Consider the following 25,137-nt stretch of genomic DNA (forward strand, 5'->3'; position numbering starts at 1 on the left):
GTGACCGGGACTTGCTAAAAAAATATCGTCAATTTGGTCGACATTGGGCTGATTGCAGCCATATCTTGTTTCTATATTGCCGAAATCGGGGGGCATCAAGGCAAGCCCGTCCACATTTCTCCAAATCCTCACGTCGCGAGACCCGTCCGTCTCCGAACCACAAGAGCGCACAGCATGATTCCGACCGGTGGAAATCTCTACCTACAGGCCCTGATGATCCTTGGCGGCGCCATCATCGCCGCGCCGCTGTTCAAGCGTCTGGGGCTTGGCACAGTGCTGGGCTATCTGGCCGCTGGCATCACGATTGGCCCCGTCGCGCGCCTCATCGCCGATGGCGAGGAATTTCTGCACTTTTCCGAGCTTGGCGTGGTTTTCCTGCTGTTCATCATCGGCCTCGAACTGAAGCCGTCGCGGCTCTGGGCGCTGCGCCACGCCATCTTCGGGCTTGGCGCGGCACAGGTTCTGCTATGTGGCGCGGTTCTCACCGCGCTCGGGATTTATCTGGCTGGCCTCAACCCGGAGGCCGCGATCATCATCGGCTTCGGTCTTGCACTTTCCTCGACGGCCTTCGCCATGCAGGTGCTGGAGGATCGCGCCGAGACCAACCAGAAGCATGGACAGCGCGCCTTTGCGATCCTGTTGTTTCAGGACCTCGCTATCGTTCCAATTCTGGCGATCATTCCGGCTCTGTCGCCCAATGAACCCTCGCAGGCAAGCGCGGGCTTTCATCTGGCAACGGCGGTTGCGGCCATCGCCGCGCTCGTCATTGCCGGGCGCTATCTGATCAACCCGATGTTCCGCATCATCGCCAATACCGGCGCGCGCGAGGTTATGATTGCCGCCGCCCTCTTCGTCGTGCTGGGATCGGCAGGATTGTTGCAGGCCGCCGGTCTGTCGATGGCCATGGGCGCATTCATCGCTGGCGTATTGCTGGCGGAATCCTCCTATCGTCACGAACTGGAAGCCGACATCGAACCGTTCCGCGGTATTTTCCTCGGCCTGTTCTTCGTCGCGGTGGGCCTGTCGCTCAATCTCAGCGTAATTCTGGAATATTGGAAGACGATCCTTCTGGCCGTGCCGGTGTTCATGGTCGCGAAGATCGCCGTCATCTATGTTCTGTGCCGCATCTTCCGCTCCAGCCATAACGACGCCGTGCGCATCGCTTTCCTGCTGCCGCAGGGCGGCGAGTTTGCCTTCGTCCTGTTCTCCGCTGCTTCGGCTGCGGCGATCATCTCCAGCGCGCTTGGCTCTGAACTGGTGGCGGCTGTCACCGTATCCATGGCGCTGACCCCGCTTTCGGTGGCCATCGGCTCGAAGCTTCTCATCAAGGACAAACCGGTCGATGAAATCGAAGAGGATTTCGAAGGCGCCGGTTCCGACGTGTTGATGATCGGCTTCTCGCGTTATGGCCAGATCGCATCGCAGATCCTGCTGGCTGGCGGTATCGACGTGACGGTGATCGACAAATCGCCCAACCGCGTACGCGCAGCAGGCAAGTTCGGTTTCCGCATCTATTTCGGCGATGGCACCCGCAAGGATGTGCTGGAAGCTTCCGGTATCCGCAAGGCCAAGATCGTCGCGGTGTGCACACACAATAAGGAAACGACCAACCATATCGTCAGCCTGATCCAGTCGGATTATCCGGATGTGCGCCTGTTCGTACGCTCCTATGACCGCGAGCATACGTTGCAGTTGCGGGCGCAGGGCGTGGAATACGAGTTGCGCGAAACTTTCGAATCCGGTCTGCTTTTTGGGCAGCGCACGCTGGAAGGTCTCGGCATGGCCGAGAACAACGCCTATGCCATCCGCGAGGATGTGCGCCAGCGCGACGAGGACCGGCTGCATGTTCAGGCGTCGGAAGGCATCATGGCCGGGCGGCATTTGCTGTTCAACAAGCCCGTTACGCCTGAACCTCTGGTCAAGCCGACGCGTGAAGGCCAGCGCATCGACAAGACGGTGGATGCGCCTTCGCCTGCCGCCAATGACGATACGATGGAAGATGCAATTCCCGCCGAATAGAGCGGGAGCTAGGACAGTGTCGGAAGATTATCGCCCTCGATAATGCGGTCGAGGGCCTGTTTCAGTTCCTCGCGAACCCCGGCGCTCTGGTCGAGAATCTGATCGAATTTCAGGAAATCGAGCAGCCCGATGCGGCCGACATCCGGTCGCAGAAAAATATGCGGCGGGCGAATGCGGAATTTGTTCTCGATGATCGAACACATGGTCAGCTGATTACCGCCGATGACCGCTTCGAATGTCGTCGGCATATAGTCGTCATCACCGGGCGGCGCCCCAACGACATCGATGCCGATGACGATATCGGCCTTGTCGAACAGAAGATCGAACGGCACCGGATTGAAGAGACCGCCATCGACAAGAATGCGGCCATTGCGGCGCACCGGCGCGAAAACCGGCGGAATGGCGCAGGAAGCCGCAATAGCGGAACGCAAATCCCCATCGACAATCTGAACCTCCTTGGCGGCGTGGAAGTCCGCCGCCGTGATGCTCATGGGAATCTTGAGATCTTCCACATTGGCGGGCAGCGATGCCGGAAGAAAGGCATCGATAATTTTCTCGATGTTGAACTGGCTGACGCGAAAGCCGCCTTTCAGCAGTTCAACCCAGCGGGATGGACGCGTCTGCCACATGCGGCGCGCAACTTCCGAACGGCGATTGAAGATCGCCGCCATATAGTCGTGTATTTCCGTGCCGCGCATGCCGTTCGCCATGCCCGCGCCGACAATCGATCCGATGGATGAGCCAGCGATGGCCACGGGCCTGATGCCCAGCTCGTCCAGCGTTTCGATGATATGCAGATGCGCAATGCCGCGCGCGCCGCCGCCGCCGAAAGCGACGGCAATGCGGGGCGATGACGGCATGGCGTTATCCAACACTCTATCCCCTTGAGAGGAATCTTCGGTTTTTAGGCGCCCAAGGCTCTGATGAGATTCGGGCTATGGGAAGCCGAAAATGGTGGGGTTTGAGAACCGGAGCGGAGTGTACTTAAAGTACATGAGCACCGGAAGTCGTATGATCCCGAAAAGTTGCAGACTTTTCGGATGAGATCACGCGCATAAACTCAAACCAGGCCATTTGCAGGCCGCCATTGCCCGAATATCGCAGAGCCTCAACTCTTAGCAGGTCCGTAAATCAGTATCGCCGGTTCGGCATCGAGCAGCTTCTTGGCAATAGCCTTGATCTGATCGAGCGTCACCGCCTCGATAAGCGCCGAGCGCTTGTCGATATAATCGCGCGGCAGTCCCGCATCCTGCAAGCTGACCAGTGTTTCGGCAATCGCGCCCGAAGAATCAAGATTGTTCACCGCGTAAGACCCCTTGAGGAAGCTTTTCGCGGCGGCAAGTTCGGCTTCCGTCGGACCGTCGCTCGCCATGGCTGCCACCTGCTCGCGAATGATCTTGAGCGAATCCTGTGCCTTTTCCGGGCGTGTCGCGGTGGAGATCACCAAGGCCGTGACATGGTCATGCAACACCAGCTGCGACGAAACCGAATAGGCGAGACCGCGCTTTTCACGCACTTCGGCATAAAGCCGCGAGGTGAAGCCGCCGCCCAGAATGTGGTTCATCAGATAGGCCGCGAAGAAGTCCGGGTCTTTGCGCGGGATTGCCGGATAGACAAACCGGATCGACGTCTGCGGCACATCGAAGGAGAGGCTGGTAGTGGTGCCGAGCGCCAGCTTGACGTCAGGCACCGGCACAAGCTCAGCCGCTGCGGGCAGATCGCCGAACACCTTGTCGAGCATCACGCCAAGGTCCTTGGCATTGATCGCGCCGACCACACCGATGGTCAGCCGGTCGCGGGCGAAATTCTTGCGATGGAACGTCACCAGATCGTCGCGGGTGATCGTCTGGAGCGATTTCGCCGTACCTTCGTCGGGACGCGCATAGGGATGGTTGCCATAAAGCACTTCCGCGAAACGGCGAGCGGCAATGGTGCCGGGGCTGCGCTGTGAAGCCTCGATGCTGGCCACGACCTGACTGCGAATGCGATCAATGGCGGGCTGGTCGAAGCGCGGCTTGTTGACCGCCAGCGCCACGAGGTCCATCACCGCATCGCGATTTTCCGCCAGCATGCGAACGCCGCCGGAAACGGCGTCCTGCGTGGCGGTGAAGCTCATTTCGGCGCCCAGATTATCGATCCGTTCCTGAAACGCATCGGAATCGAGATCGCCAGCGCCTTCATCGAACAGCCCGGTCATCAGATTGGCGAGGCCTTCCTTGCCTGCGGGGTCCTGCGACGTGCCGCCCTTGAACGAGAAGCGCATGGATACCAGTGGCACCGAACTGTCCTCCACCAGCCAGGCATGAATGCCCTTCGGCGAGACGACTTCCTGAATTTCGATGGCGCGCGCAGGCAATGCGCAAATCACGAGAAGCGTCATGGATGCGACCAGAACGCTTGCGAACGAGCGAGCGCGAGAAGCAAAGACGCGTTTGAAGTTCAGCATGATTATGGTCTTCACTGGATCGCTCCCTCTGCACCATTGCCGCTGGCACCGCTTGCGGGCGCGTTGGGGTTCTCACGGGCATTTTCCGGTTCGGCATCGGGTGGCAGGAGGTAGCTGGTCACCGACTGGTCCTTGACGAGATACCGCTCGGCCACATCACGAATCTGATCCACCGTGACGGATTTGATAAGGTCTGGCCATTTCTGGATATCTTCCACGGACTGGCCAACAGAAAGCGTCGAACCATAAATCCGCGCCATACCGGCCTGACTGTCACGCGCGAAAATAACCGCCTTCAGGAAGCGATTGCGCGCCTGATCCAGTTCTGTCTGGGTCACGCCGTCCTTGACGATGCGCGCAAGCTCGGCTTCCACCGCCTTCTCGACATCGCCCAGCGTTGCGCCGTCGCGCGGTGAGCCATAGACCGAGAACGTGCCGTCATCCAGCGCATCACCGCCATAGGCTGCGCCCGTGTTGGCCGCGATGCCGTTTTTGACGATCAGCGTCTGATAAAGGCGCGAACGGGTCGAGCCGCCGAGAATTTCGCTCAAGAGATCGAGCGCCGGCGCATCACCTGGCTTCACACCGGGAAAGCGCTTTTCATTGGCATAGGAAGGAACCAGCCATGACATGCGGAAGGAAGGCGTGCTGATGCGCGCATCATGCAGCGTCACCACGCGTGCGGCATGTTTTTCAGGCTCCTGCGGGCGGTCGCGCGGCAGAACTTCAGCGCGCTTCGGTACGCGGGCCCAGGTCTTGAGCGTCAATTCACGCACGCGTTCCGGCGTCACGTCACCGGCGATGACCAGCGTGGCATTGTTCGGCGTGTAATATTGCTGATAGAAATCGATGGCGTTCTTGAGGCTCAGCTTTTCCATTTCCTGCCGCCAGCCGATCACCGGCTTGCGGTAGGGGTGGTTATAGAACAGCACCGCATCGGTGTTTTCATTGAGCATGGCCGCCGGGGTGGAATCGACGCGCATGCGGCGTTCTTCCAGAATGACTTCGCGCTCGGTCGTCACGGCTTCATCGTTCAGCACCAGATTTTCCATCCGGTCCGACTCGAAATCCATGATCATTTCCAGCGCTTCCGGCGAAACCCGCTGATAATAGGCTGTGTAATCATAGGAGGTGAACGCGTTTTCTTCGCCGCCGATCGACGCGACCTTGGCCGAAAATTCCCCTGCCGGATGGGTTTTCGTACCCTTGAACATCAGATGTTCGAGAAAATGCGCAATGCCGGAAACGCCCGGCACTTCGTCTGCCGATCCGACATGATACCAGATCATCTGCGTCACCACCGGCGCGCGATGATCGGGAATGACCACGACTTTCAGGCCATTGGGCAAGGTGAAATTGCTGACGCCATCCGACTGGGTGATTTCCGGCAGAGCCGCCTGATCAGCCTGATCGCCTTGCGCCTGTGGCGCGGGCGCTGGCTCGGCGGCATCGGTTTGGGCAGGGGGTTGATTTTGAGCTTCAACGGAGCCGGTTGCGAGCGGCAAAGCCAGCGCGAAACCAAGAGCGGTCGATAAAAACAGGCGTCGGAGGGAGGTGTTATTCACCAAGCGACATCTCCAATCGGTTTCATTTCCGCCCGACCTTTCCGGGCGGCATGCTTCAAATCAATATCGGCGACACCGTCGCCGCACAAAAAGAACGCGACGGCAAACACCGCTGCAAATCATCTCAATCGGCTTTGATTTGGATGAGCCGAATGATTGTGCCGCCATAGTTCCGCTCGTCAAGCACAACAAATTGTTCGTCAAGCTCGAGCGAAGCTTCGGCAGCCTCTTCAAGCACCAAAAGTGCGTCAGGATTAAGCCAGCCGCCCTGAAGTGCCGATAAAAATGCTTTTTCGCCCATGCGCCGCCCATAGGGTGGATCTGCGAAGATCAGATCGAACGGTTCCATCGTGCCGACAATGCCAAGCTGGCAGGCGTCACGGCGGAGAATCTTCGTGTGGCCCTGCAAGCCGAGCGCCTCGACATTTTGGCGCAACAGCCCCCGGCCCTCCGCGGATTCCTCCACGAAGGTCGCGTATCGCGCGCCGCGCGAAAGGGCTTCAAGACCAAGCGCGCCGGTGCCTGCGAAGAGATCAAGCACACGCGCGCCTTCCACCTTGTCGGGAAAGCTGTGCGCGAGAACATTGAACAGGCTCTCGCGCGTGCGGTCCGTAGTGGGGCGAATGGCGTTGGTGGACGGTGTTACCAGCGGGCGACCGCGAAACTTACCGCCGACGATCCGCACCGCCGCCTCCCGATCTGCCACCGCCGCCTGGTTTTCCGCCGGTGGGCTTGCCACCGGTCGGCTTTCCACCCGGGCGTCCACCAGGCTTGCCGCCCGATTTGCCAGCTGGCTTTCCACCTTCAGGACCGCGACGCGGGCCGTCGCTGAAACCGCGTGGAGCGCCACCGCTGCGCGCGCCTGAACGCGTGTCGCGATCGGAACCGCCGAAACGGCCCTCACCGCGCGCACCGCCCGGCTTGTCGGACTTATATGGCTTGTCAGACTTGAACGTCTTGCGACCCTCAAAACCGCCCTGCGAGCGCTCGCCGGAAGCTGCATCGCGCAGTTCGGCGCGCTCACGCTTGCCGGGGCGACGCTCCTTGTGCCCATCCTCGCGCTTTTCGCGCGTTTCCGCACGACCACCTTCAAAACGAGAGCCTTCGGCGCGAGGGCCGTAAGAGCGACCTTCCGCCCCCGGCTTGCCGCCGGCGCGCGGACCGCTTGAACGCTGGCCTTCCGGACGCTTGTTGTAACGGCGCTCGCCGCCCTCTTCGCGACCTTGCTCCGCATCGTCCGAACGGCGCGGACGCACCTGCATGTCGCCGCTGAACTTCGCGCCGCGATGCGGCATCTGATGTTCGACGCGAGCAGGCTTGGCAGCGGCCTTCTCGCCCTTTGGACGTGCGCCGGGCGCCATCCACACATTGGCATTGCCGCGACGGCGCGGCTCGACCTTTTCGGTCTTTTCCTCACGTCCGCGACGGCGTTCCGGGCGGCTGGAAATCCACTCGCGCTCACGCGGTGCGCGGCGGGTTTCGCCTTCCTGTTCCGGTTGAGCTTCTTCCATCTCGCGACGGGTGCGGCCCTGCACAGCGGCATTGGAGAACTCGTTGAAGATCGGCGCGTCGAAATCGGCACCGGAATCTTCAACCAGCTTGTCGCCCAGCTGGTCGCGCAGCGTGCGGCCCTTGATTTCGCGCACAGCGCCTTCTTCAAGATCGCCAAGCTGGAACGGGCCGAAGGACACGCGGATCAGGCGACCGACCGTCAGACCGAGCGCGCCAAGAATGTTCTTCACTTCCCGGTTCTTGCCTTCGCGCAGACCAATATTGATCCAGACATTCGCGCCCTGAACACGCTCAAGCTCGGCTTCGATGCTGCCATAGAACACGCCATCGACAGCGATACCGTTCTTCAATTCGTCGAGCTGCGGCTGCGTGACCTTGCCATGGGCGCGCACGCGATAGCGGCGCAGCCAGCCGGTAGACGGCAATTCCAGAACCCGCGACAACCCGCCATCATTGGTGAGCAGCAGAAGCCCTTCAGTGTTGATGTCGAGACGGCCAACCGACAGCACGCGCGGCATTTCAGCTGGCAGTGCGTCGAACACGGTCGGGCGACCTTCCGGATCGCGATTGGTGGTCACGAGACCCGCAGGCTTGTGGTAGAGCCACAGGCGGGTGCGCTCGGCCTGTTTCAGCGGCTTGCCGTCAACCGTGATCACGTCGGTGCGCTTCACATTGACCGCAGGACTGTCCAGCACCTTGCCGTTGACCGCGATCCGCCCGGCGGCGATCATCGTTTCGGCTTCGCGGCGCGAAGCGATGCCAACACGCGCCAGACGCTTGGCGATGCGTTCGCTGGTATCTTCTTCGGTTTCCACATCGCGCGGGGCACCCCGGCGCGGACCGGCGCGGCGCGCGTCATCCCGGTCGCCTTCATCGCGGCGCGGTCGGCTGTCACGACCGGGGCGGTCGCCGCCGCGTCCAGCCGGGCGTCCGCCCGAACGTCCCTCGGGGCGTCCGCTACGGCCATGAGGCGGCTTGCCGCCCTTGTTATCGTCGTCTTTAGTCATCTGGTATTGGCCTCTCAGCAGCGTTTCCGTATCGCCTTGCACCGTCGAAAGCAGGCAAAGGAATGTCTGGAACGAAAACGCCGTATAAATCTGTTCGCAAATCGGTTTCGATTTCGAGAATTATGCAGTAACAAATCGCTCCAGTGCTTGCGAGCGAAATTTCCCGATCAATGCACGAAATGGAGTGCGCATGAAAGAGCGGGCACCCGCAACCGTTACCGACATGGCAACACCGATGGGCGCCGCGCTGGATGAAGCACGTGCTGCAGGCGCGCGCGGCGAAGTGCCGATTGGCGCTGTTGTCGTTCATGAAGGGCAGATCATCGCCCGCGCGGGAAACCGCACGCGGGAGCTGAACGACGTGACCGCCCATGCCGAAGTGCTGGTCATTCGCCAGGCTGGTGAGGCCCTGCAATCGGAACGGCTTGTCGATTGCGACCTCTACGTGACGCTGGAACCCTGCGCCATGTGCGCGGCTGCAATTTCCTTTGCGCGCATCCGCCGCCTCTATTACGGCGCATCCGACCCCAAGGGCGGCGGAGTCGAACACGGCCCACGCTTCTACACCCAGCCGACCTGTCATCATGTACCGGAAATCTATGCGGGGTTTTCGGAAGGCGAAGCGCAGAAAATCCTCAAGGATTTTTTTCGCGAGAAACGCTGACCGGCATGTCCGAGCCCACTATCAGCCGCCGACAGAATATTCTGGTATTTGCGCTTCTCATGCCGCTGATCGCTGTCGTGCTTCTCATCTGGCTGGGCGCGGTCATTGTTATCAATCGATATTTTCCCGCACTGGCAATCTCGGCGGAAGATGTGCTGAATTATATTCTGGTCGGCGTCATTGCGATTTTTTACATGCCCTGGATTCAGGCGCGAAGCTTTCGCCGCCAGTTGGCAGAGTTTGAAAGCCAGCCACCAGCGCCCGTCAGCATTAGGTGCAAACGCTTTGGTCTCTATTGTATCGCCGCTTTCTCCCTGCTGCTGGCGTTCGGGCCATTATCTTTTCAGAGGCAAATATACAGCTGGGCCTATGGAACAGGGCTGGTGACCCGGTCCATATATCTTATTGAACTGCTATTTCTGGCGGGGGCTTTGCTGGTTGTTGGCGTCGCAGCAGGTCTTGCAAAGATCATCACACGCATTCGCGCAAAAACGGCGGCGTCCAAACCGGACCATAAGGATCAAGCCGAAGTGGCCAGAATCTGGCGCGATTGCTTTGGCTTTACCTATTGCCTCTGCGCCGCCTTATGTCTTCTTCCGGGGTTCTTTATCCTCAAATTCCTGTAAGGCACGGGGGCTTATCAGCCGCGAGCCTTATGCCCCGTCATATGGCGCAGTGTGTCGTCACGCAGCGCGAAATGGTGGAAAAGCGCCATGAAGACATGGCAGCCGATGACCGCCAGCAGAACCCAGCCGAGCAAGCCGTGAAAAGCATTGCCCGGAGATGTCAGCGCGTCATCTTTCACGCCTGTCTCCGCGAAAATTTGCAGACCGAGAAACGAAAAGCCACGCCCATTGCCATAAGAGCGCAACAAGCCGAGCGCCGGGACGGCAAACATCAGCCCATAAATCGCCAGATGCCCGAGCGATGCCATCTTGCCGACAAGACCGTCCGTCTGCGGACGGCGACCGAGATTCAAAATACCCCAGACGCCACGCAACAAAACCAGCACCAGCAATGCGAAACCAAGCTGGTGATGCATCGACCAGAAGAAACTATATATCGCGCTGTCCTTGGCGAAGACGCGCAGAATGGCCGACATGAACTGCCAGAGAAACAAGAGGGCCATCAACCAGTGAAAGCTTCGGGAGACAACGCCATAACCATTGCGGCTGTCCCAGATCGTGTTTGCGTTGGCCATTGAATTGTATCCTAGAACTGAAAGTGGCACGGTGCCTTATGCCAGCGATGATGTCCTTGATTGAAATCAAATAGATGTCATCTCGAACAATATTAAAAAAATTAATGTATTACGAAACAATACCTTTATTCATCTTGAACGAGTATATCTCTATTATGTCCGAAACAAAACAGCCACGGCGGATATTCGCGCCATGGCTGCTCAAACTGTTACGGAATAATTCCGGATTAGTTCCAGGGAAGATAATCGCGCCAGCCCTTGGACTTGCCAGCGGCCTTCTTGCGCTCGCGTTCCTTTTGCGCCTCATCCTGACCCAGTTCGCCGGTAGCGGCGGTGGACGCCGGTTGGCGATAGGCAAGCGGCGGCTCGCTCAGATATTTGCGGTTGGTAGCCGACCCCTGCGTCTGCGCCGCACGCTCTGCCTTCAGCGCGGCGATCTTCTTGGGATCGGCGTTCGGCAAACGGGAATCATATTCTTCGCGGCGGCTGTTGCCGCCCGGCAGCGCCGTCTGCAAATTGCTTGCAACCGGGCCGTCAGCTTCGATCGGAGAGACGAAATTCGGATTGTCACGGTTGGCCGTGATTTCATCGCGCAGGCGCTTACGGCGCTGTTCCGGCGATTCTGGCCAGTTTGCACCACCCGCACTTGCAACATTGTCCTGCGGCGCAGGAAGCTGACCCTTGTCGCCCGGAGCCGGACGTACAAGATCGGGACGCGGCTTGTAGTCGATGCGTTCTTTCTTGTTCTTGCCCTGACCGAAGCTCGCCATATTGGAAACGTCGTCAAGGAGCTGTGCGCCCGACGTCTTGTCCGTTCCGTAGGTTGGCGATGACATGCAGCCTGACAGCGAAAGACCCGCTACAGCCGTCATAAGTATCAGAACTCGTCCGTCAATCTTCATTAGCGCCACTTCTTTTACGCCTGTCGATTCTTTGTTCGCGAGGCTTGCTCCAGCGTGCCTTGCCTCAAAAAACCGGCAACTCCAAGGCAGATCGTAAATTTTCCGAGGACTGCCTTGTACATGAGAGCAACCCATGCGGCAATCCGGCATTAACCGCTATTTCACCATGTTCACGCGCAAGGCTGCAACCCCTGTCACGCAAACAAACAATCCGCCCCGGATGAAACCGGAGCGGATTGCGATCTCTGCAATCAGGCGTCGAGCTTGCCGAGCGCCTTCAATTCGCGCAGTGCCTCGGCATCGCGCGCCGACACTTCCGGGAATTCCGGGTCGGAACCCACATCGGTGGTGTAGCGCCACGACCGCGCGCATTTTTCGCCTTCGGCACGCGCTGGCACAACGGCCACGCCCTTCACATCGCCAAGCATGAAAGCGCCTTCCGGTGCCGCTGCATCGCTGAACGAGATGCCGCTGGTGATGCAGATCTCCGCAAAATCGAGACCATCGAGCGAATCGCTCAGGCTCTTGTCGGAGATATGGACCACCGGCGAAGCTTCCAGCGACGAACCGATGCGCTTGTCGGCGCGTTCCAGTTCGAGAGCGCCGGTCACGACGCGGCGAACCGCGCGCACCTTGCGCCACTTTTCAGCCAGCACGTCGTCGCGCCATTCGGCCAGCGTCGGGCGGAACTGCTCGGCATGAACCGAAACCGACTGCGGATAACGGTCGAGCCATGCTTCTTCCATGGTGAAAGGCAGCATGGGCGCCAGCCAGGTCGTCAGGCGGTCGAAGATTTCGCGCACCGTCTGCAACGCGGCCTTGCGGCGCACGCTCGACGGCGCATCGCAGTAAAGCGCGTCCTTGCGGATATCGAAATAGAAGGCCGAAAGCTCGACGTTCATGAAATCGATCAGCGAGCGCGCAATGCGTTTGAAATCGAAGGCATCATAGCCGGAGCGGACGACTTCATCCAGTTCGGTCAGACGATGCAGCATCAGGCGTTCAAGTTCCGGCAGATCGGCATAAGCGACGTTTTCGCCTTCATCATGCGCCAGCGTGCCCAGCATCCACCGGATGGTGTTGCGCAGCTTGCGATAGGCGTCAATATTGGTCTGGATGATGCTCTTGCCGAGACGCTGATCTTCCCAATAATCGGTCGTCATGACCCAGAGACGCAGGATATCCGCGCCGGATTCCTTAATGACGTCCTGCGGCGTTACCGTATTGCCGAGCGACTTCGACATTTTTTTGCCGTGCTCGTCCATGGTGAAGCCATGGGTCACGACGGCATTATATGGCGCGCGACCGCGCGTGCCGCAGCTTTCGAGAAGCGACGAATGGAACCAGCCGCGATGCTGGTCCGAGCCTTCGAGATAGACGTCTGCGGGCCACTTCATGTCCGGGCGGTCTTCCAGCGTGAAGGTGTGGGTCGAACCGGAATCGAACCACACGTCCAGAATGTCGCGCACCTGCACCCAAGGCTCATTGGCGCGGTTGCCGAGGAACCGCTCGCGCGCGCCTTCGGCAAACCATGCATCGGCACCTTCGGCTTCAAAAGCATCGAGAACACGCTTGTTGACCGCATCATCCTGAAGGATGGTGCCTTCCTCATCCACGAAAACGCAGATCGGCACGCCCCATGCGCGCTGGCGCGAAAGCACCCAGTCCGGGCGGCCTTCAATCATGGAACGCAGGCGCGTCTGACCGGCAGCCGGGACGAAACGCGTATCGTCGATGGCCTTCAGCGCGCGCGAACGCAGTGTGGTGCCGTCGCCAAGGTTCTTGTCCATATAGACGAACCATTGCGGCGTGTTGCGGAAGATGACCTGCTTCTTGGAACGCCAGGAATGCGGATAGGAGTGCTTCAGGCGACCACGGGCGAAGAGCTTGTCACGCGCGATGAGCTGATCCATCACCGACTTGTTGGCGTCGCCCTTCTTACCGTTGTCATCGATGACGCGTGCGGGACCGCCTTCGCGGTCCGGGCCAAAGCCCGGCGCGTCCTTGGTATAGTAGCCGCCATCGTCGACCGGGAACGGGATGCTCGGATCGATACCGCGCGCTTCCAGCTCGCGAACATTGTTCATCCAGGCTTCAAAGTCTTCGCGGCCATGGCTTGGCGCGGTGTGGACGAAGCCCGTGCCCGCATCGTCGGTCACATGGTCACCGTCGAGCATCGGAACTGCGAACTCATAGCCGCCGCCAAAGCCCTTCAGCGGATGATCGAGCACGACCTTGCCAAGCTCATCGGACGAAACACTGCGCAGGCGCTTGAATTGAAGCTTTGCCTTGGCGAAGCTTTCTTCGGCCAGCTTGTCGGCGAAGATGAGCTTTTCGCCAGGACGCGGGCCAAAATCATTCTCGGCTTCCGTGACTTCATAAAGCCCGTAGGCGATACGCGACGAATAGGACACGGCGCGGTTGCCGGGGATGGTCCATGGGGTGGTCGTCCAGATCACCACATCGCTGCCAGAAAGTTCGTTCTGACCAGCGACCGGGAACTTGACCCAGATCATATCCGACTCGACATCATGATATTCGACTTCGGCCTCGGCGAGCGCGGTGCGTTCGACAACCGACCACATCACCGGCTTGGAACCGCGATAAAGCTGACCGGAAGCCGCGAACTTGAGAAGCTCGCCAGCGATACGCGATTCAGCATGAAAGTTCATCGTGGTATAGGGGTTTTCGAAATCGCCGAGGATAGCAAGGCGCTTGAACTCATCCGTCTGGACCTTGATCCAGTTGGCGGCGAATTCCCGGCATTCCCTGCGGAATTCGTTGATCGGCACTTCGTCCTTGTTCTTGCCTTCGGCGCGATATTTTTCCTCGATCTTCCACTCGATCGGCAAGCCGTGGCAATCCCAGCCCGGAACATAGTTCGAGTTGAAGCCGCGCATCTGGAACGAGCGGGTGATGACGTCCTTAAGGATCTTGTTCAGCGCATGGCCGATATGGATATTGCCGTTGGCATAGGGCGGGCCATCGTGCAGCACATAGAGCGGGCGGTCTTTCGCCTGCTCGCGCAGCTTCTTGTAAAGGTTCATCCCCTCCCAGCGCTCGACGAACAGCGGTTCGCGCTGCGGCAGGCCCGCGCGCATCGGAAATTCTGTCTGCGGCAGATTGAGGGTTTTTGAGTAATCGATCTTGGTCGTCTCGGTCATGATGGGTATTCGCCTGTGGAGCCTCGGCCAGAAATGGCGGGCATGTGGATCAACGATAACAGGGGGACTGTAAGAGCACAGCCGGTCGTTCCCGGACCTCCGCACCAGTTATTGCCTGGCAAAACAGCCATTCAGGCAAAGCGGGAGGCCGGGCCAATAATTCGTATGGCCGTCATGATAAGCCGAAAATCCGTCATCATGGGCACGCTTTTAGCAATGAGCTTTGCAGGAATAAAGAGGCCAGGGGAACAAAGACGCAATAAAACTGCATCTCTGCCCCTGAATATCTTCACAGTAGCATCGGCATTGGCTGCCGAATGGTCTTAGTCAAGCGAGAAGTCGAAGCGATAGGTCGCCGACACGCCAACCATGAACTGGTCGCGCGAGCCGCGCTCCTTGACGATGCTCGAATCCTTCGCCGGGCCCTGCAGGCGGGTATATTCACCGAAAAGGCTGGTATCGATCTTGTCGGTCGCCTTCCAGTTGATGGCGCCGCCGAAACCGGCCGATTTGAAACCGCCGCCGGGATTATATTCCGACAGGCCGGAAGCAGCGGATTCCTCGGCATCGACGCCATAATAGGTCTTGAAATAGTCCTTCGACGCGAAGGTTGCGCGCGGACCCGCCGAAACGCGGATGACTGGCGTGACATCATAAAAGGCGTCAGCGGAAATGTCGGCAACCACGCCCTTATGGGCGCGAATGCCCTGGCGCACCTCGCCGCGCACGCGCATCCAGTCGGTCGGATAGACTTCGGCAAAGCCGCCCACTTCGCCGCCGAACTTGGTGTCTTTCAGTCCGTGAATGTCGTCGTCGCGTTCGAACAGCAGCTTGCCTGCCAGACCGGCGCGGATGCGGTTGTTGTCGATCAGTGCGAAAGAGACATTGTCATTACGCGAGGAAAACCGCGTCGACTCGCCCTGACGGCCGAGCGAAATCAGCGGCTGCGCGGAAAAGCGATATTTGTTCGAGCCTTCAAACTTGGGCGCAACCAGCCCGGCGGCGCCGACCTTGAGATACCAGTCACCAGACCAGAAATGCTTGCGGGTCGGCTGAACCGTCTCCGCGGCATAGATATCGGTCTGCTGCACATCGGCGGCATAAGCGATGGAACCGAAGGGAATGAGAGTGCCTGCAACGAGGGCCAGTGAGAGAATACGCAAAACAAGATCTCCGACAAACAGCACCTCGAAAGTGCGCAAGGTGTTTAACACTCTCTGACCGAAATACGTAAAATTTAACTTAAATCTTAGGTAGAAAAATAGCTCTTTACAATTCACCTGAAAGAAAGAGCGCGATCCAGCTCCGAAAGCGGGCGCGCGCCGGCCAGCAAGGCGCGGGCCTCTTCTTCATCGCGCTTCATCTGCACGATCAGCGCGTCCAGCCCGTCGAACTTCACTTCACCGCGCAAAAAGCCGAAGAACGAAACGCAGGCGTCTTCGCCGTAGAGATCGCCGGAGAAGTCGAACAGGAATGTTTCAAGAAGCGGTTTACCGTCGCTATCCACCGTCGGGCGGCGACCAAAACTGGCGACGCCGTCATGCAGACTGCCATCCTGCCTGCGGAAGCGGACGGCATAGATGCCATGTTTCAAGCTGGTCTGGGCGCTGACCTGCATATTGGCCGTGGGGAAGCCCAGCGTGCGTCCAAGCTTCTTGCCGTGGATGACTTCGCCGCAAACGGCATAGCGATAGCCGAGCAAACCTGCCGCTCCGGCAACATCGCCGTCGCAAAGCAGATTGCGAACCCGCGTGGACGAAACGAGATTGTCGCCCTCATCGGTAAAGGCATCGACCAGCGTGACGTGGAAACCAGCGCCCTCGCCTGCCTGCAGGAGAAATTCCGGCGTGCCGCGCCGACCTTTTCCGAAATGGAAATCATAGCCAGTCACGACACGGCTGGCATGAAGCTTTTCGACCAGAATATGCTGTACGAAATCCTCCGCCGACTGGCTGGAGAATTCAGCGGTAAAAGGCTGTTCCACCACCGCATGGAAGCCCATATGCCGCAGGATCGATGCCTTTTCACGCGCATCGGTGAGGCGGTCGATCGGCTCGTCCGGCTTGAAGAAGCTGCGCGGATGCGGCTCGAATGTCAGCACGACCGCAGGCAGATTTTCCTTGGCCGCGATTTCCAGCGCCCGCTCGAGCACGGCCTGATGTCCGCGATGAACGCCATCGAAATTGCCGATGGCCACCACGCAATTGCGCAGGCGCTCCGGCAGGGTGTCGGTTCCCGAAAGGCGTTGAAAATCAGAGTTCGTCATGGTGTGCCTGAGTCTTGACTGGCTTATATCGGGGCTTGCTGATCAGACGAGTGCATAAAGCGAGGCGACCGGGCGATGACCGTGTTTCTCCAGAAACGCTTCCATCTTCTCAAGATCGACAGCCCCGTTATCCGCATAATCGGCGGCGTGTACGCCGCCCGAAATATAGAGCACATCGAGACCGAAACCGGCAGCGCCCTTCACATCGGTCAGCACACCGTCGCCAATGCCGAGAATACGGCTTTTGTCGACGGCGCCGCCGCGAATTTCTTCCGCCGCATGGAGCGCCGCCTCGTAGATCGGGCGATGCGGCTTGCCGGCGATCAGCGTGCGACCGCCCAGCTGGCCGTAATCGCGCGCAAGAGCGCCTGCACACCAGACAAGACGCGGACCGCGCTCAACCATGATATCGGGATTGGCGCAGATGAAAGGCAGATTGCGCGAACGCAGACGCTGCAGCAAATCGGCGTAATCGGCAGGCGTTTCCACATCGTCATCGGCAAGACCGGTGCAAACGACACCATCGGCCTCGAATTCTTCCACCAGCTCCACATCCAGCCCGTCATAGATCGACAATTCGTTCTCACGACCGATATGCAGAACTTTGCGCGGACCTTCGGCGATCAGATCGCGGGTCACGTCGCCGGAGGTGACGACACGGTCATAGGTATCCGCAGGCACGTCCAGCATTTCCAGCTGCGCTTCGACACCCGGATGCGGGCGCGGAGAATTGGTGACGAGAATGACCGTGACGCCTCTGGCGCGGGCGCGCTTCAGCGCATCGACAGCAGCCGGATGTGCAGCAACGCCATTATGCACCACGCCCCAGACGTCGCAGAAGAACACGTCATACTGGCCGGCCAGGTCATCGAGGCTTTCAAGCTGCTTCATAGTCTTCCTCTTGATATTCCATTTCTGAGGCGAGCAATGCCCGCTTATCTGCGCTGCATGGGCTCCATCTAACGCAGCCGATCAAAACTGTCACGAGCTTTACCGCCAATAAGCCGAGAAAGCGCCGCGTCTAAACACCCCATCAGGAAAGACTTAATAAGCTTACTGGCAGATTCACCGATCATTTACCGCGCTTCGTGACCGACTGTTAGAAAGATGCTGCTAGGAACAGCGCACAACCTTTCGGTTCAACCAAAAGCAACACAACCTTTCGGGCGGGCGTGGATTTGAATAACTGGAGCGGACCAGCAAGGCGGCTATGCGCTGCCTGTGTGACCGGCTTTGCGCGCAAGGCCAATTGCGGACGCCTTGCCGAAAGAGCAAACCGGTTTCGCGGGGATGAGCGTGGCAATTTCGCGATGATCACCGCCATATTGCTGGTACCGCTGCTCCTTGTCGGTATGGTCGCGATCGATGCGACCAATCTCATGCGCACCCGCAACAATGTGCAGGCCGCGCTCGACGCGGCGGCGCTGGCGGTCGGCAAGCGCTTTTCGACCGGCGCGAGCGAGGCCGACATGCAGGCCTATGGCGGCAAGGTCTTCAATGTGAACCTGACCGCCCTTGCCGCAGACCGCGTCGCCTTTGCCATCAATTTTCCGCGAACATCGAACGATGACCAGCAGATCGAGGCCACCGCAAGCTTCCGATATCCATCGCTGTTTGGTTCCATCGCAGCCCAGCTGACCAATTCGGCTGACGATTGGGACAACAAGCAATATGCGATGAGTTCCTTCGTGCGGTTGAAGAACACCGTCGAAGTGGCGCTTGTGCTCGATAATTCAGGCTCGATGAATGACACCGGCGCAGGTTCGAACAAGCAACGTCTGCAGTTGCTTAAAGATGCCGCAACGCAGCTTGTCGACACCATGGCTGCACAATCGGCGCTGATTACGCGTGTTGAAAAGCCGATACAGTTTTCGCTCGTACCTTTTGCCGGATCGGTCAATGTCGGGCCGAACTATCTTAAAGAAACATGGATGGACCCAAGCGGGACCTCCCCGGTCAACCTCGAAAACTTCACCCTGCCTGTTGAGATCGATAATACGCGCAGCATCATCGAAAACCCGAAAGGCAGCGGCCTTTACTTCAAATCGGGCAGCGGCTGGGGCACGGACAACAACAAGGCATTTTCCCGCGCCGCGCTCTATGCCGATCTTGCAAAGCGTTCGTCCGCCTCCTGGATTCCATGGGCGGGATGTGTCGAGGCGCGTCCCGGAGCATTGGCGCTGGACGTGACGCCCCCAACCGAGAGCAAACCGGAAACCCTGTTTGTGCCGATGTTTGGTCCGGCGGAGTATTACGATGTCGATTCGAAAAACAACCCGACGAATCTTACGCTGAACAGCTGGTGGACGGACGATTTGAAATTGAGCGGCGCGGCCCGCCAGAAGGACCTCAAGAAATATTATCTGAACAACGTGCTGTCGAAGCGTTCTGATGGCGGTGGCCCGAATTACAGCTGTACTACTACAGCCATCACGCGCCTGACTGATATCACCAACGATGCGGGTAAGGCCACGATCAAGACGGCCATCAAGGCCATGCAACCGAATGGCGGTACGAATGTGCCCGAAGGCATGGCTTGGGGCTGGCGCACGCTCGTCCAGGGTGCACCCTTTACGGAGGGTCGCCCGTCGACCGACCGCGGCAACGACAAGGTCGTCATCGTGCTCACCGACGGCGCTAATACCTACTACACCTATAATTCGCTAGCAGGATCGAACAGGGATAAGGCCAGCAATCTGTCCTACTATTCGGCGCATGGCTATACGAGCCGCACCACGAAGGGCTACAGCCAGACCCGGCTATTTCAGGAAAGCGGCGTGTCCGTTTCGCAAGATAACGGCGTCTACACCAAAGCGATGAATGCCCGCTTTGCCACGCTTTGCAACAACGCGAAAAATGCCAACATCATCATTATGACCGTCGCGGTGGACCTGAACAGCAGCAAGACGGACGAAAAAGCCCAGATGGAGCTGCTAAAAACCTGCTCGTCCGATTCCCGTGTTCGCCTCGACGGCGGCAAGCCAGCGAAACTGTTCTGGAACACCACGGGCGGCGAACTGGCCGAAACCTTCCGTCAGATCGGCGATGAGCTGTCAAACCTGCGCATCGCGGGTTGATCCTGCAATCCGAACCACCATATGCGGAGCGGGCCACCCGGCCCTCCGCATGTTGGGCCGCCTGATCCCTTCGCGAACGGTGCAAATTAACCATCATTCGCCTGTCAAATTTTTCAGGCAATCTTGACAAGAAAAGATACGGCCTCTATCTCAAAGGCACGTTAGCACTCTGGAAGAGAGAGTGCTAACAGCGCGGATCGGCTTGATCCGCATAACAGGGTTCAACGTCTATAACACCAAGGGTTATACCATGGCTGATATCAAGTTCCGCCCGCTTCATGACCGCGTCGTCGTTCGTCGCGTTGAATCGGAAGCAAAGACCGCTGGCGGGATCATTATCCCTGATTCCGCTAAGGAAAAGCCGCAGGAAGGCGAAGTCGTCGCTGCTGGCGCCGGCGCTCGTGACGAAGCTGGCAAGCTCGTTCCGCTGGACGTCAAGGCTGGCGACCGCGTTCTGTTCGGCAAGTGGTCGGGCACGGAAGTCAAGATTGGCGGCGAAGACCTGCTGATCATGAAGGAATCCGACATTTTGGGTATCGTCGGCTAATTCATTTAGCCCGGAGCATTTCCAGCAAAAGTGCTAAGCGGTTTTGCGTAGGATAATGCTTAAAAACAAAGAGACAGAGCGGTTTCGCTCCTGCCTCAAAACCAATTCACCATACCTGACCGGGATATTCCCAGGAGAGTAAAATGGCTGCAAAAGACGTAAAATTCGGTCGCACTGCGCGCGAAAAGATGCTGCGCGGCGTCGATATCCTCGCTGACGCTGTTAAGGTCACGCTCGGCCCGAAAGGCCGCAACGTCGTGATCGACAAGTCCTTCGGCGCTCCGCGCATCACCAAGGACGGCGTTTCGGTCGCCAAGGAAGTCGAACTGGAAGACAAGTTCGAAAACATGGGCGCACAGATGCTGCGTGAAGTGGCTTCCAAGACCAACGACACTGCCGGTGACGGCACCACCACCGCGACCGTTCTCGGTCAGGCCATCGTTCAGGAAGGCGCCAAGGCTGTTGCCGCTGGCATGAACCCGATGGACCTGAAGCGCGGTATCGACCTCGCAGTTTCGGAAGTTGTTGCAAACCTTCTCGGCAAGGCCAAGAAGATCAACACCTCGGAAGAAGTTGCACAGGTTGGCACGATCTCCGCTAACGGCGAAGCCGAAATCGGCAAGATGATCGCTGAAGCGATGCAGAAAGTCGGCAACGAAGGCGTCATCACGGTTGAAGAAGCCAAGACCGCTGAAACCGAACTCGAAGTCGTTGAAGGCATGCAGTTCGACCGCGGCTACCTGTCGCCGTACTTCGTCACCAACCCTGAAAAGATGGTTGCTGACCTCGAAGACGCTTACATCCTTCTGCACGAAAAGAAGCTCTCGAACCTCCAGGCTCTTCTGCCGGTTCTCGAAGCTGTCGTTCAGACCTCCAAGCCGCTCCTCATCATCGCTGAAGACGTTGAAGGCGAAGCTCTTGCTACCCTCGTCGTCAACAAGCTGCGTGGCGGCCTGAAGATTGCTGCCGTCAAGGCTCCTGGCTTCGGCGACCGCCGCAAGGCCATGCTCGAAGACATCGCGATCCTCACCGGTGGTCAGGTTATCTCCGAAGATCTCGGCATCAAGCTCGAAAGCGTTACGCTCGACATGCTCGGCCGCGCCAAGAAGGTGTCGATCTCCAAGGAAAACACCACCATCGTCGACGGTGCAGGCCAGAAGGCCGAAATCGACGCGCGCGTTGGCCAGATCAAGCAGCAGATCGACGAAACCTCTTCGGACTACGACCGTGAAAAGCTTCAGGAACGCCTGGCCAAGCTCGCTGGCGGCGTTGCCGTGATCCGCGTCGGCGGTGCAACGGAAGTTGAAGTGAAGGAAAAGAAGGACCGCGTTGACGACGCCCTGAACGCAACCCGCGCTGCGGTTGAAGAAGGTATCGTTGCTGGCGGCGGCACCGCTCTGCTCCGCGCTTCGGTTCAGATCAAGGCCAAGGGCATCAATGCTGACCAGGAAGCTGGCATCAACATCGTTCGTCGTGCGATCCAGGCTCCGGCCCGTCAGATCACGACCAACGCTGGTGAAGAAGCTTCGGTCATCGTCGGCAAGATCCTCGAAAACGGCTCCGACACCTTTGGCTACAACACTGCCAACGGCGAATATGGCGATCTCATCGCTCTCGGCATCGTTGACCCGGTCAAGGTTGTCCGTACGGCCCTGCAGAATGCAGCTTCGGTTGCTGGCCTGCTGATCACCACGGAAGCCATGATCGCTGAACTGCCGAAGAAGGATGCAGCTCCGGCTGGCATGCCTGGCGGCATGGGCGGCATGGGCGGCATGGATTTCTAAGAAATCCATAAAGCACGCCCATGAGTGGATAAGCCTGCGCCGCAAAGCGGCGCGGGTGGCGGCATGGACTTCAAGCAAGTCCATAAAGCACTACTTTAAAGAGAACCTCCGGTTTCGACCGGAGGTTTTTTTATGCCTAAAGGACTGATGCAACGCCCAATTATGCACCCGCTCCGATGCGGGATCGCGACCACTGAGCGCCTTTCTATTACGCAGCGTAACCATCTGTGATTTATAAAAAATTTACCCTTCGCCCCCTTTGCCCAAGATAAAATTCTATTTTAGAAAGTTCTCATTGACTTGAGGCAACCATTCGTGGTCAATCCGGTTGAAATGAGATGGACTTCCAGTTTGCCCCCGCACCCCGGAAGTCCTGTCTCAGGCGACAGGAAAGGCAGGCTTCGGCCTGCCTTTCCACTTTCAGACGCTTCTTTCACAAATTTCCGACGACCACATTTTTGTGCGTATTTGCGAATGCAGGCCCGTCCGTACTCTTGCCCGACGCGCTTCAACTTGCCTCCCGCCGATTTTGCCCTATCGTTATCGCAACGGAAAGAGGACGGAAAATCTCATGCGCAAAGAATTGCCTATCGACACTGCCCCCAAGGATGGTCGCAAGATTACGGTCGTCTGGACCGACGAAGACGACCAGCGCAATGAATCCATCGCGCAATATCGTTCACTGGCGCAATTGAACGCTGGCGGGGGTCAGTGGGACGAGACCGATACCGGCTGGTGGACCTTCACCGACAGCAAGACCCAGCGCAAGATCGAACCGACCGCGTGGATCTCCGAAACCGAGGGCGGCGACGACGATAGTGAAGACAACTGAAGAACGCGGAAATTTTCCGCTCAAATAAAGTTGAATTTCATAATCATATTTTGTCAAATAGCGACGTAAGGGAAATACGGAGCTACCAATCCCTCGGTAGTGCTATATTCATTGCCATAGACGCCCGGTTGCGGGCTGAAAGCTAGCCGGAGACATGAAATGACCGCCACGCGTACCGAAACAGATACTTTCGGACCGATCGATGTTCCCGCCGACCGCTATTGGGGCGCGCAGACGCAGCGCTCCTTGCAGAATTTCAAGATCGGCGGCGAGCGCATGCCCCTGCCGCTCGTCCATGCTCTGGGCGTTGTGAAACGCGCCGCAGCGGAAACCAATATTGCGCTCGGCAAGCTTGATCCGGTTCTCGGTCAGGTCATCGCGGTTGCAGCTTCCGAAGTAATCGAAGGCAAGCTTGACGATCATTTTCCCCTCGTCGTCTGGCAGACCGGTTCCGGCACGCAGTCGAACATGAACGCCAATGAAGTGATCTCCAATCGCGCCATCGAACTGCTTGGCGGCGAAAAAGGTTCCAAGAAGCCCGTTCATCCGAACGACCACGTCAATATGAGCCAGTCGTCCAATGACAGTTTCCCGACAGCGATCCACATCGCCACGGCGATCGAAGCGGTCAACCGCCTTTACCCGGCGCTGGAGCATCTGACCAAGGCGCTCAAGGCCAAGGAAAACGCTTTCAAGAACATCATCAAAATCGGACGCACCCATACGCAGGATGCAACACCGGTCACGCTCGGACAGGAATTTTCGGGCTATCGCGCAGCGCTTGAATATGCGCGTCATCGTATCGAGCAATCGTTGACCGATGTTTTCCTGCTTGCGCAGGGCGGCACGGCGGTGGGCACCGGTCTCAATGCGCCGATTGGCTTCGACACCGGTTTTGCCGATGCGGTCAGCGAAATCACCGGGCTCTCCTTCAAGACCGCGCCGAACAAGTTTGAAGCGCTGGCGAGCCATGGCGCGGTTCTCAACTTCCATGGCAGCCTGAACGCGCTGGCGGCTGATCTGTTCAAGATCGCCAATGATATCCGCTTCCTGGGTTCCGGCCCGCGCTCCGGCCTTGGCGAATTGTCCTTGCCGGAAAACGAGCCGGGCTCGTCCATCATGCCGGGCAAGGTGAACCCCACACAGGCGGAAGCCATGACCATGGTGGCAACGCAGGTCTTTGGCAACCAGACCGCCGTGACTGTCGCCGCAAGCCAGGGCCATTTCGAGCTGAACGTGTTCAAGCCGGTCATCGCCTATAACGTCCTGCAATCGATCCGCCTGCTCAGCGATGCGATGGTTTCCTTCGCCGATCATTGCGTGGACGGCATCGAAGCCAATGAAACCCGCATCAAGGAATTGCTGGACCGTTCGCTGATGCTGGTGACCGCGCTGGCGCCGGCCATCGGCTATGACGGTGCAGCGAAGATCGCCAAAACCGCGCATAAGAACGGCACGACCCTGCGCGAAGAAGCGCTGGCGAGCGGGCTTGTGAGCGCCGAAGACTACGACCGGCTCGTCCGGGCGGAGCGCATGATTGCGCCTGAGTAATCAGGCGCAAATGATCGTCTACATGCAGTGAACGAACTGTCGAGAATTATACGTCTTTTCTTGACAGTAGTTAGTCGATAATTGGTGGCTTAGTTCAACAGGAGATAGCTCCCCCATGTCCTCGATTACCCCACAGTCCAACGGCGCTGTAACACTCATCGCCCGCGTTTTTCTTTCGATCCTCTTCATCATTGCCGGTTTCGGCAAGCTGACGGCTATTTCCGGCACGGCTGGTTATTTCTCCAGCATCGGCCTCCCGCTTCCAACGGTTACGGCTGTGGTCGTCGGCCTCGTTGAGTTTGTTGGCGGCATCGCCATCCTCGTTGGCTTCCAGACCCGTATCGCAGCCGCCATCGTTGGCCTGTTCACCATTGGTGCAACGCTCGTTGCGCACATGGACTTTTCTCAAGGCATGAACGCCCTGATGGCGCAGAAGAACCTTGCCATCGCTGGCGGTCTCTTCCTGCTCGCTCTGCATGGCGCAGGCTCGCTGTCGATCGACGCCAAGCGCGGCTGATCGAGTCTGAATCATAACGCACCGCCTTCAATACTATTGGGCGGTGCGCACGAAATGAATAAAGCCGCGTCCGCATGAAACAT

General features: G+C 58.5%; 20 protein-coding genes. 9 read left to right on the plus strand and 11 right to left on the minus strand.

Features of this window, described 5'->3' with window-relative positions; translation table 11 throughout:
* The first annotated feature begins 174 nt into the window (after positions 1-174).
* Positions 175-2,019, plus strand: a complete 1,845-nt coding sequence (locus WIX40_RS04340; protein ID WP_109367789.1) for a monovalent cation:proton antiporter-2 (CPA2) family protein — start codon at positions 175-177, stop codon at positions 2,017-2,019.
* 8 nt (positions 2,020-2,027) lie between these two features.
* On the opposite strand, the gene WIX40_RS04345 is transcribed toward WIX40_RS04340, so the two are convergent.
* The 5 genes from WIX40_RS04345 to WIX40_RS04365 all read right to left on the minus strand — a co-directional run bounded on the left by WIX40_RS04345 (position 2,028) and on the right by WIX40_RS04365 (position 8,549).
* Complete coding sequence (locus tag WIX40_RS04345; protein ID WP_109367790.1) at positions 2,028-2,891, minus strand: patatin-like phospholipase family protein; 864 nt, start codon at positions 2,889-2,891, stop codon at positions 2,028-2,030.
* 236 nt (positions 2,892-3,127) lie between these two features.
* Positions 3,128-4,465, minus strand: a complete 1,338-nt coding sequence (locus tag WIX40_RS04350; RefSeq protein WP_171318674.1) for a M16 family metallopeptidase — start codon at positions 4,463-4,465, stop codon at positions 3,128-3,130.
* An 11-nt stretch (positions 4,466-4,476) separates the two neighbouring features.
* On the minus strand, positions 4,477-6,030 hold the full coding sequence (locus WIX40_RS04355; RefSeq protein WP_109368033.1) for a M16 family metallopeptidase: 1,554 nt from the start codon (positions 6,028-6,030) through the stop codon (positions 4,477-4,479).
* Positions 6,031-6,154: 124 nt separating this feature from the next.
* On the minus strand, positions 6,155-6,715 hold the full coding sequence (rsmD, locus tag WIX40_RS04360; protein WP_109368034.1) for a 16S rRNA (guanine(966)-N(2))-methyltransferase RsmD: 561 nt from the start codon (positions 6,713-6,715) through the stop codon (positions 6,155-6,157).
* Complete coding sequence (locus WIX40_RS04365) at positions 6,696-8,549, minus strand: pseudouridine synthase (RefSeq protein WP_339438728.1); 1,854 nt, start codon at positions 8,547-8,549, stop codon at positions 6,696-6,698. The genes rsmD and WIX40_RS04365 overlap by 20 nt, the downstream gene beginning before the upstream one ends.
* 190 nt (positions 8,550-8,739) lie before the next feature.
* On the opposite strand from WIX40_RS04365, the gene WIX40_RS04370 reads away from it, so the two are divergent.
* Entirely contained in the window at positions 8,740-9,213 is a 474-nt protein-coding gene (locus tag WIX40_RS04370; RefSeq protein ID WP_140023562.1) for a nucleoside deaminase, read from the plus strand.
* Between the two features lie 59 nt (positions 9,214-9,272).
* Positions 9,273-9,839, plus strand: a complete 567-nt coding sequence (locus WIX40_RS04375) for a hypothetical protein (RefSeq protein ID WP_339438733.1) — start codon at positions 9,273-9,275, stop codon at positions 9,837-9,839.
* A 14-nt stretch (positions 9,840-9,853) separates the two neighbouring features.
* On the opposite strand, the gene WIX40_RS04380 is transcribed toward WIX40_RS04375, so the two are convergent.
* The 6 genes from WIX40_RS04380 to WIX40_RS04405 form a co-directional block, all read right to left on the minus strand.
* A complete protein-coding gene (locus WIX40_RS04380) occupies positions 9,854-10,414 on the minus strand; it encodes a cytochrome b (protein ID WP_339438735.1) in 561 nt (186 codons plus the stop codon).
* A 227-nt stretch (positions 10,415-10,641) separates the two neighbouring features.
* Positions 10,642-11,316, minus strand: coding sequence for a hypothetical protein (locus WIX40_RS04385; RefSeq protein ID WP_109367796.1), 675 nt, complete (start codon positions 11,314-11,316; stop codon positions 10,642-10,644).
* Between the two features lie 251 nt (positions 11,317-11,567).
* On the minus strand, positions 11,568-14,480 hold the full coding sequence (gene ileS, locus WIX40_RS04390; RefSeq protein ID WP_339438738.1) for an isoleucine--tRNA ligase: 2,913 nt from the start codon (positions 14,478-14,480) through the stop codon (positions 11,568-11,570).
* 323 nt (positions 14,481-14,803) lie between these two features.
* Entirely contained in the window at positions 14,804-15,643 is an 840-nt protein-coding gene (locus WIX40_RS04395) for a MipA/OmpV family protein (RefSeq protein WP_109367799.1), read from the minus strand.
* 113 nt (positions 15,644-15,756) lie between these two features.
* A complete protein-coding gene (locus tag WIX40_RS04400; RefSeq protein WP_109367800.1) occupies positions 15,757-16,746 on the minus strand; it encodes a bifunctional riboflavin kinase/FAD synthetase in 990 nt (329 codons plus the stop codon).
* Positions 16,747-16,788: 42 nt separating this feature from the next.
* Positions 16,789-17,637, minus strand: coding sequence for a TIGR01459 family HAD-type hydrolase (locus WIX40_RS04405; RefSeq protein ID WP_339438741.1), 849 nt, complete (start codon positions 17,635-17,637; stop codon positions 16,789-16,791).
* A gap of 281 nt (positions 17,638-17,918) precedes the next feature.
* Here WIX40_RS04405 and WIX40_RS04410 point away from each other — a divergent pair, with 281 nt between their 5' ends.
* The 6 genes from WIX40_RS04410 to WIX40_RS04435 all read left to right on the plus strand — a co-directional run bounded on the left by WIX40_RS04410 (position 17,919) and on the right by WIX40_RS04435 (position 25,054).
* The gene (locus WIX40_RS04410) at positions 17,919-19,823 is read left to right on the plus strand and encodes a TadE/TadG family type IV pilus assembly protein (RefSeq protein ID WP_235891927.1); all 1,905 of its coding nucleotides are present in this window, start codon (positions 17,919-17,921) and stop codon (positions 19,821-19,823) included.
* A gap of 250 nt (positions 19,824-20,073) precedes the next feature.
* A complete protein-coding gene (gene groES, locus WIX40_RS04415) occupies positions 20,074-20,370 on the plus strand; it encodes a co-chaperone GroES (RefSeq protein ID WP_109368036.1) in 297 nt (98 codons plus the stop codon).
* 143 nt (positions 20,371-20,513) lie between these two features.
* Positions 20,514-22,154 carry a chaperonin GroEL gene (gene groL, locus WIX40_RS04420; RefSeq protein WP_109367802.1) on the plus strand — a complete coding sequence of 547 codons (1,641 nt, stop codon included), beginning with the start codon at positions 20,514-20,516 and terminating at the stop codon, positions 22,152-22,154.
* Between the two features lie 571 nt (positions 22,155-22,725).
* Entirely contained in the window at positions 22,726-22,986 is a 261-nt protein-coding gene (locus WIX40_RS04425) for a hypothetical protein (RefSeq protein WP_339438745.1), read from the plus strand.
* 159 nt (positions 22,987-23,145) lie between these two features.
* The gene (gene fumC / locus WIX40_RS04430; RefSeq protein WP_339438747.1) at positions 23,146-24,537 is read left to right on the plus strand and encodes a class II fumarate hydratase; all 1,392 of its coding nucleotides are present in this window, start codon (positions 23,146-23,148) and stop codon (positions 24,535-24,537) included.
* 115 nt (positions 24,538-24,652) lie between these two features.
* Entirely contained in the window at positions 24,653-25,054 is a 402-nt protein-coding gene (locus WIX40_RS04435; protein WP_109367805.1) for a DoxX family protein, read from the plus strand.
* The last annotated feature ends 83 nt before the right edge of the window (positions 25,055-25,137 follow it).

Source organism: Ochrobactrum teleogrylli, assembly GCF_037482325.1.
Lineage (GTDB): Bacteria > Pseudomonadota > Alphaproteobacteria > Rhizobiales > Rhizobiaceae > Brucella > Brucella teleogrylli.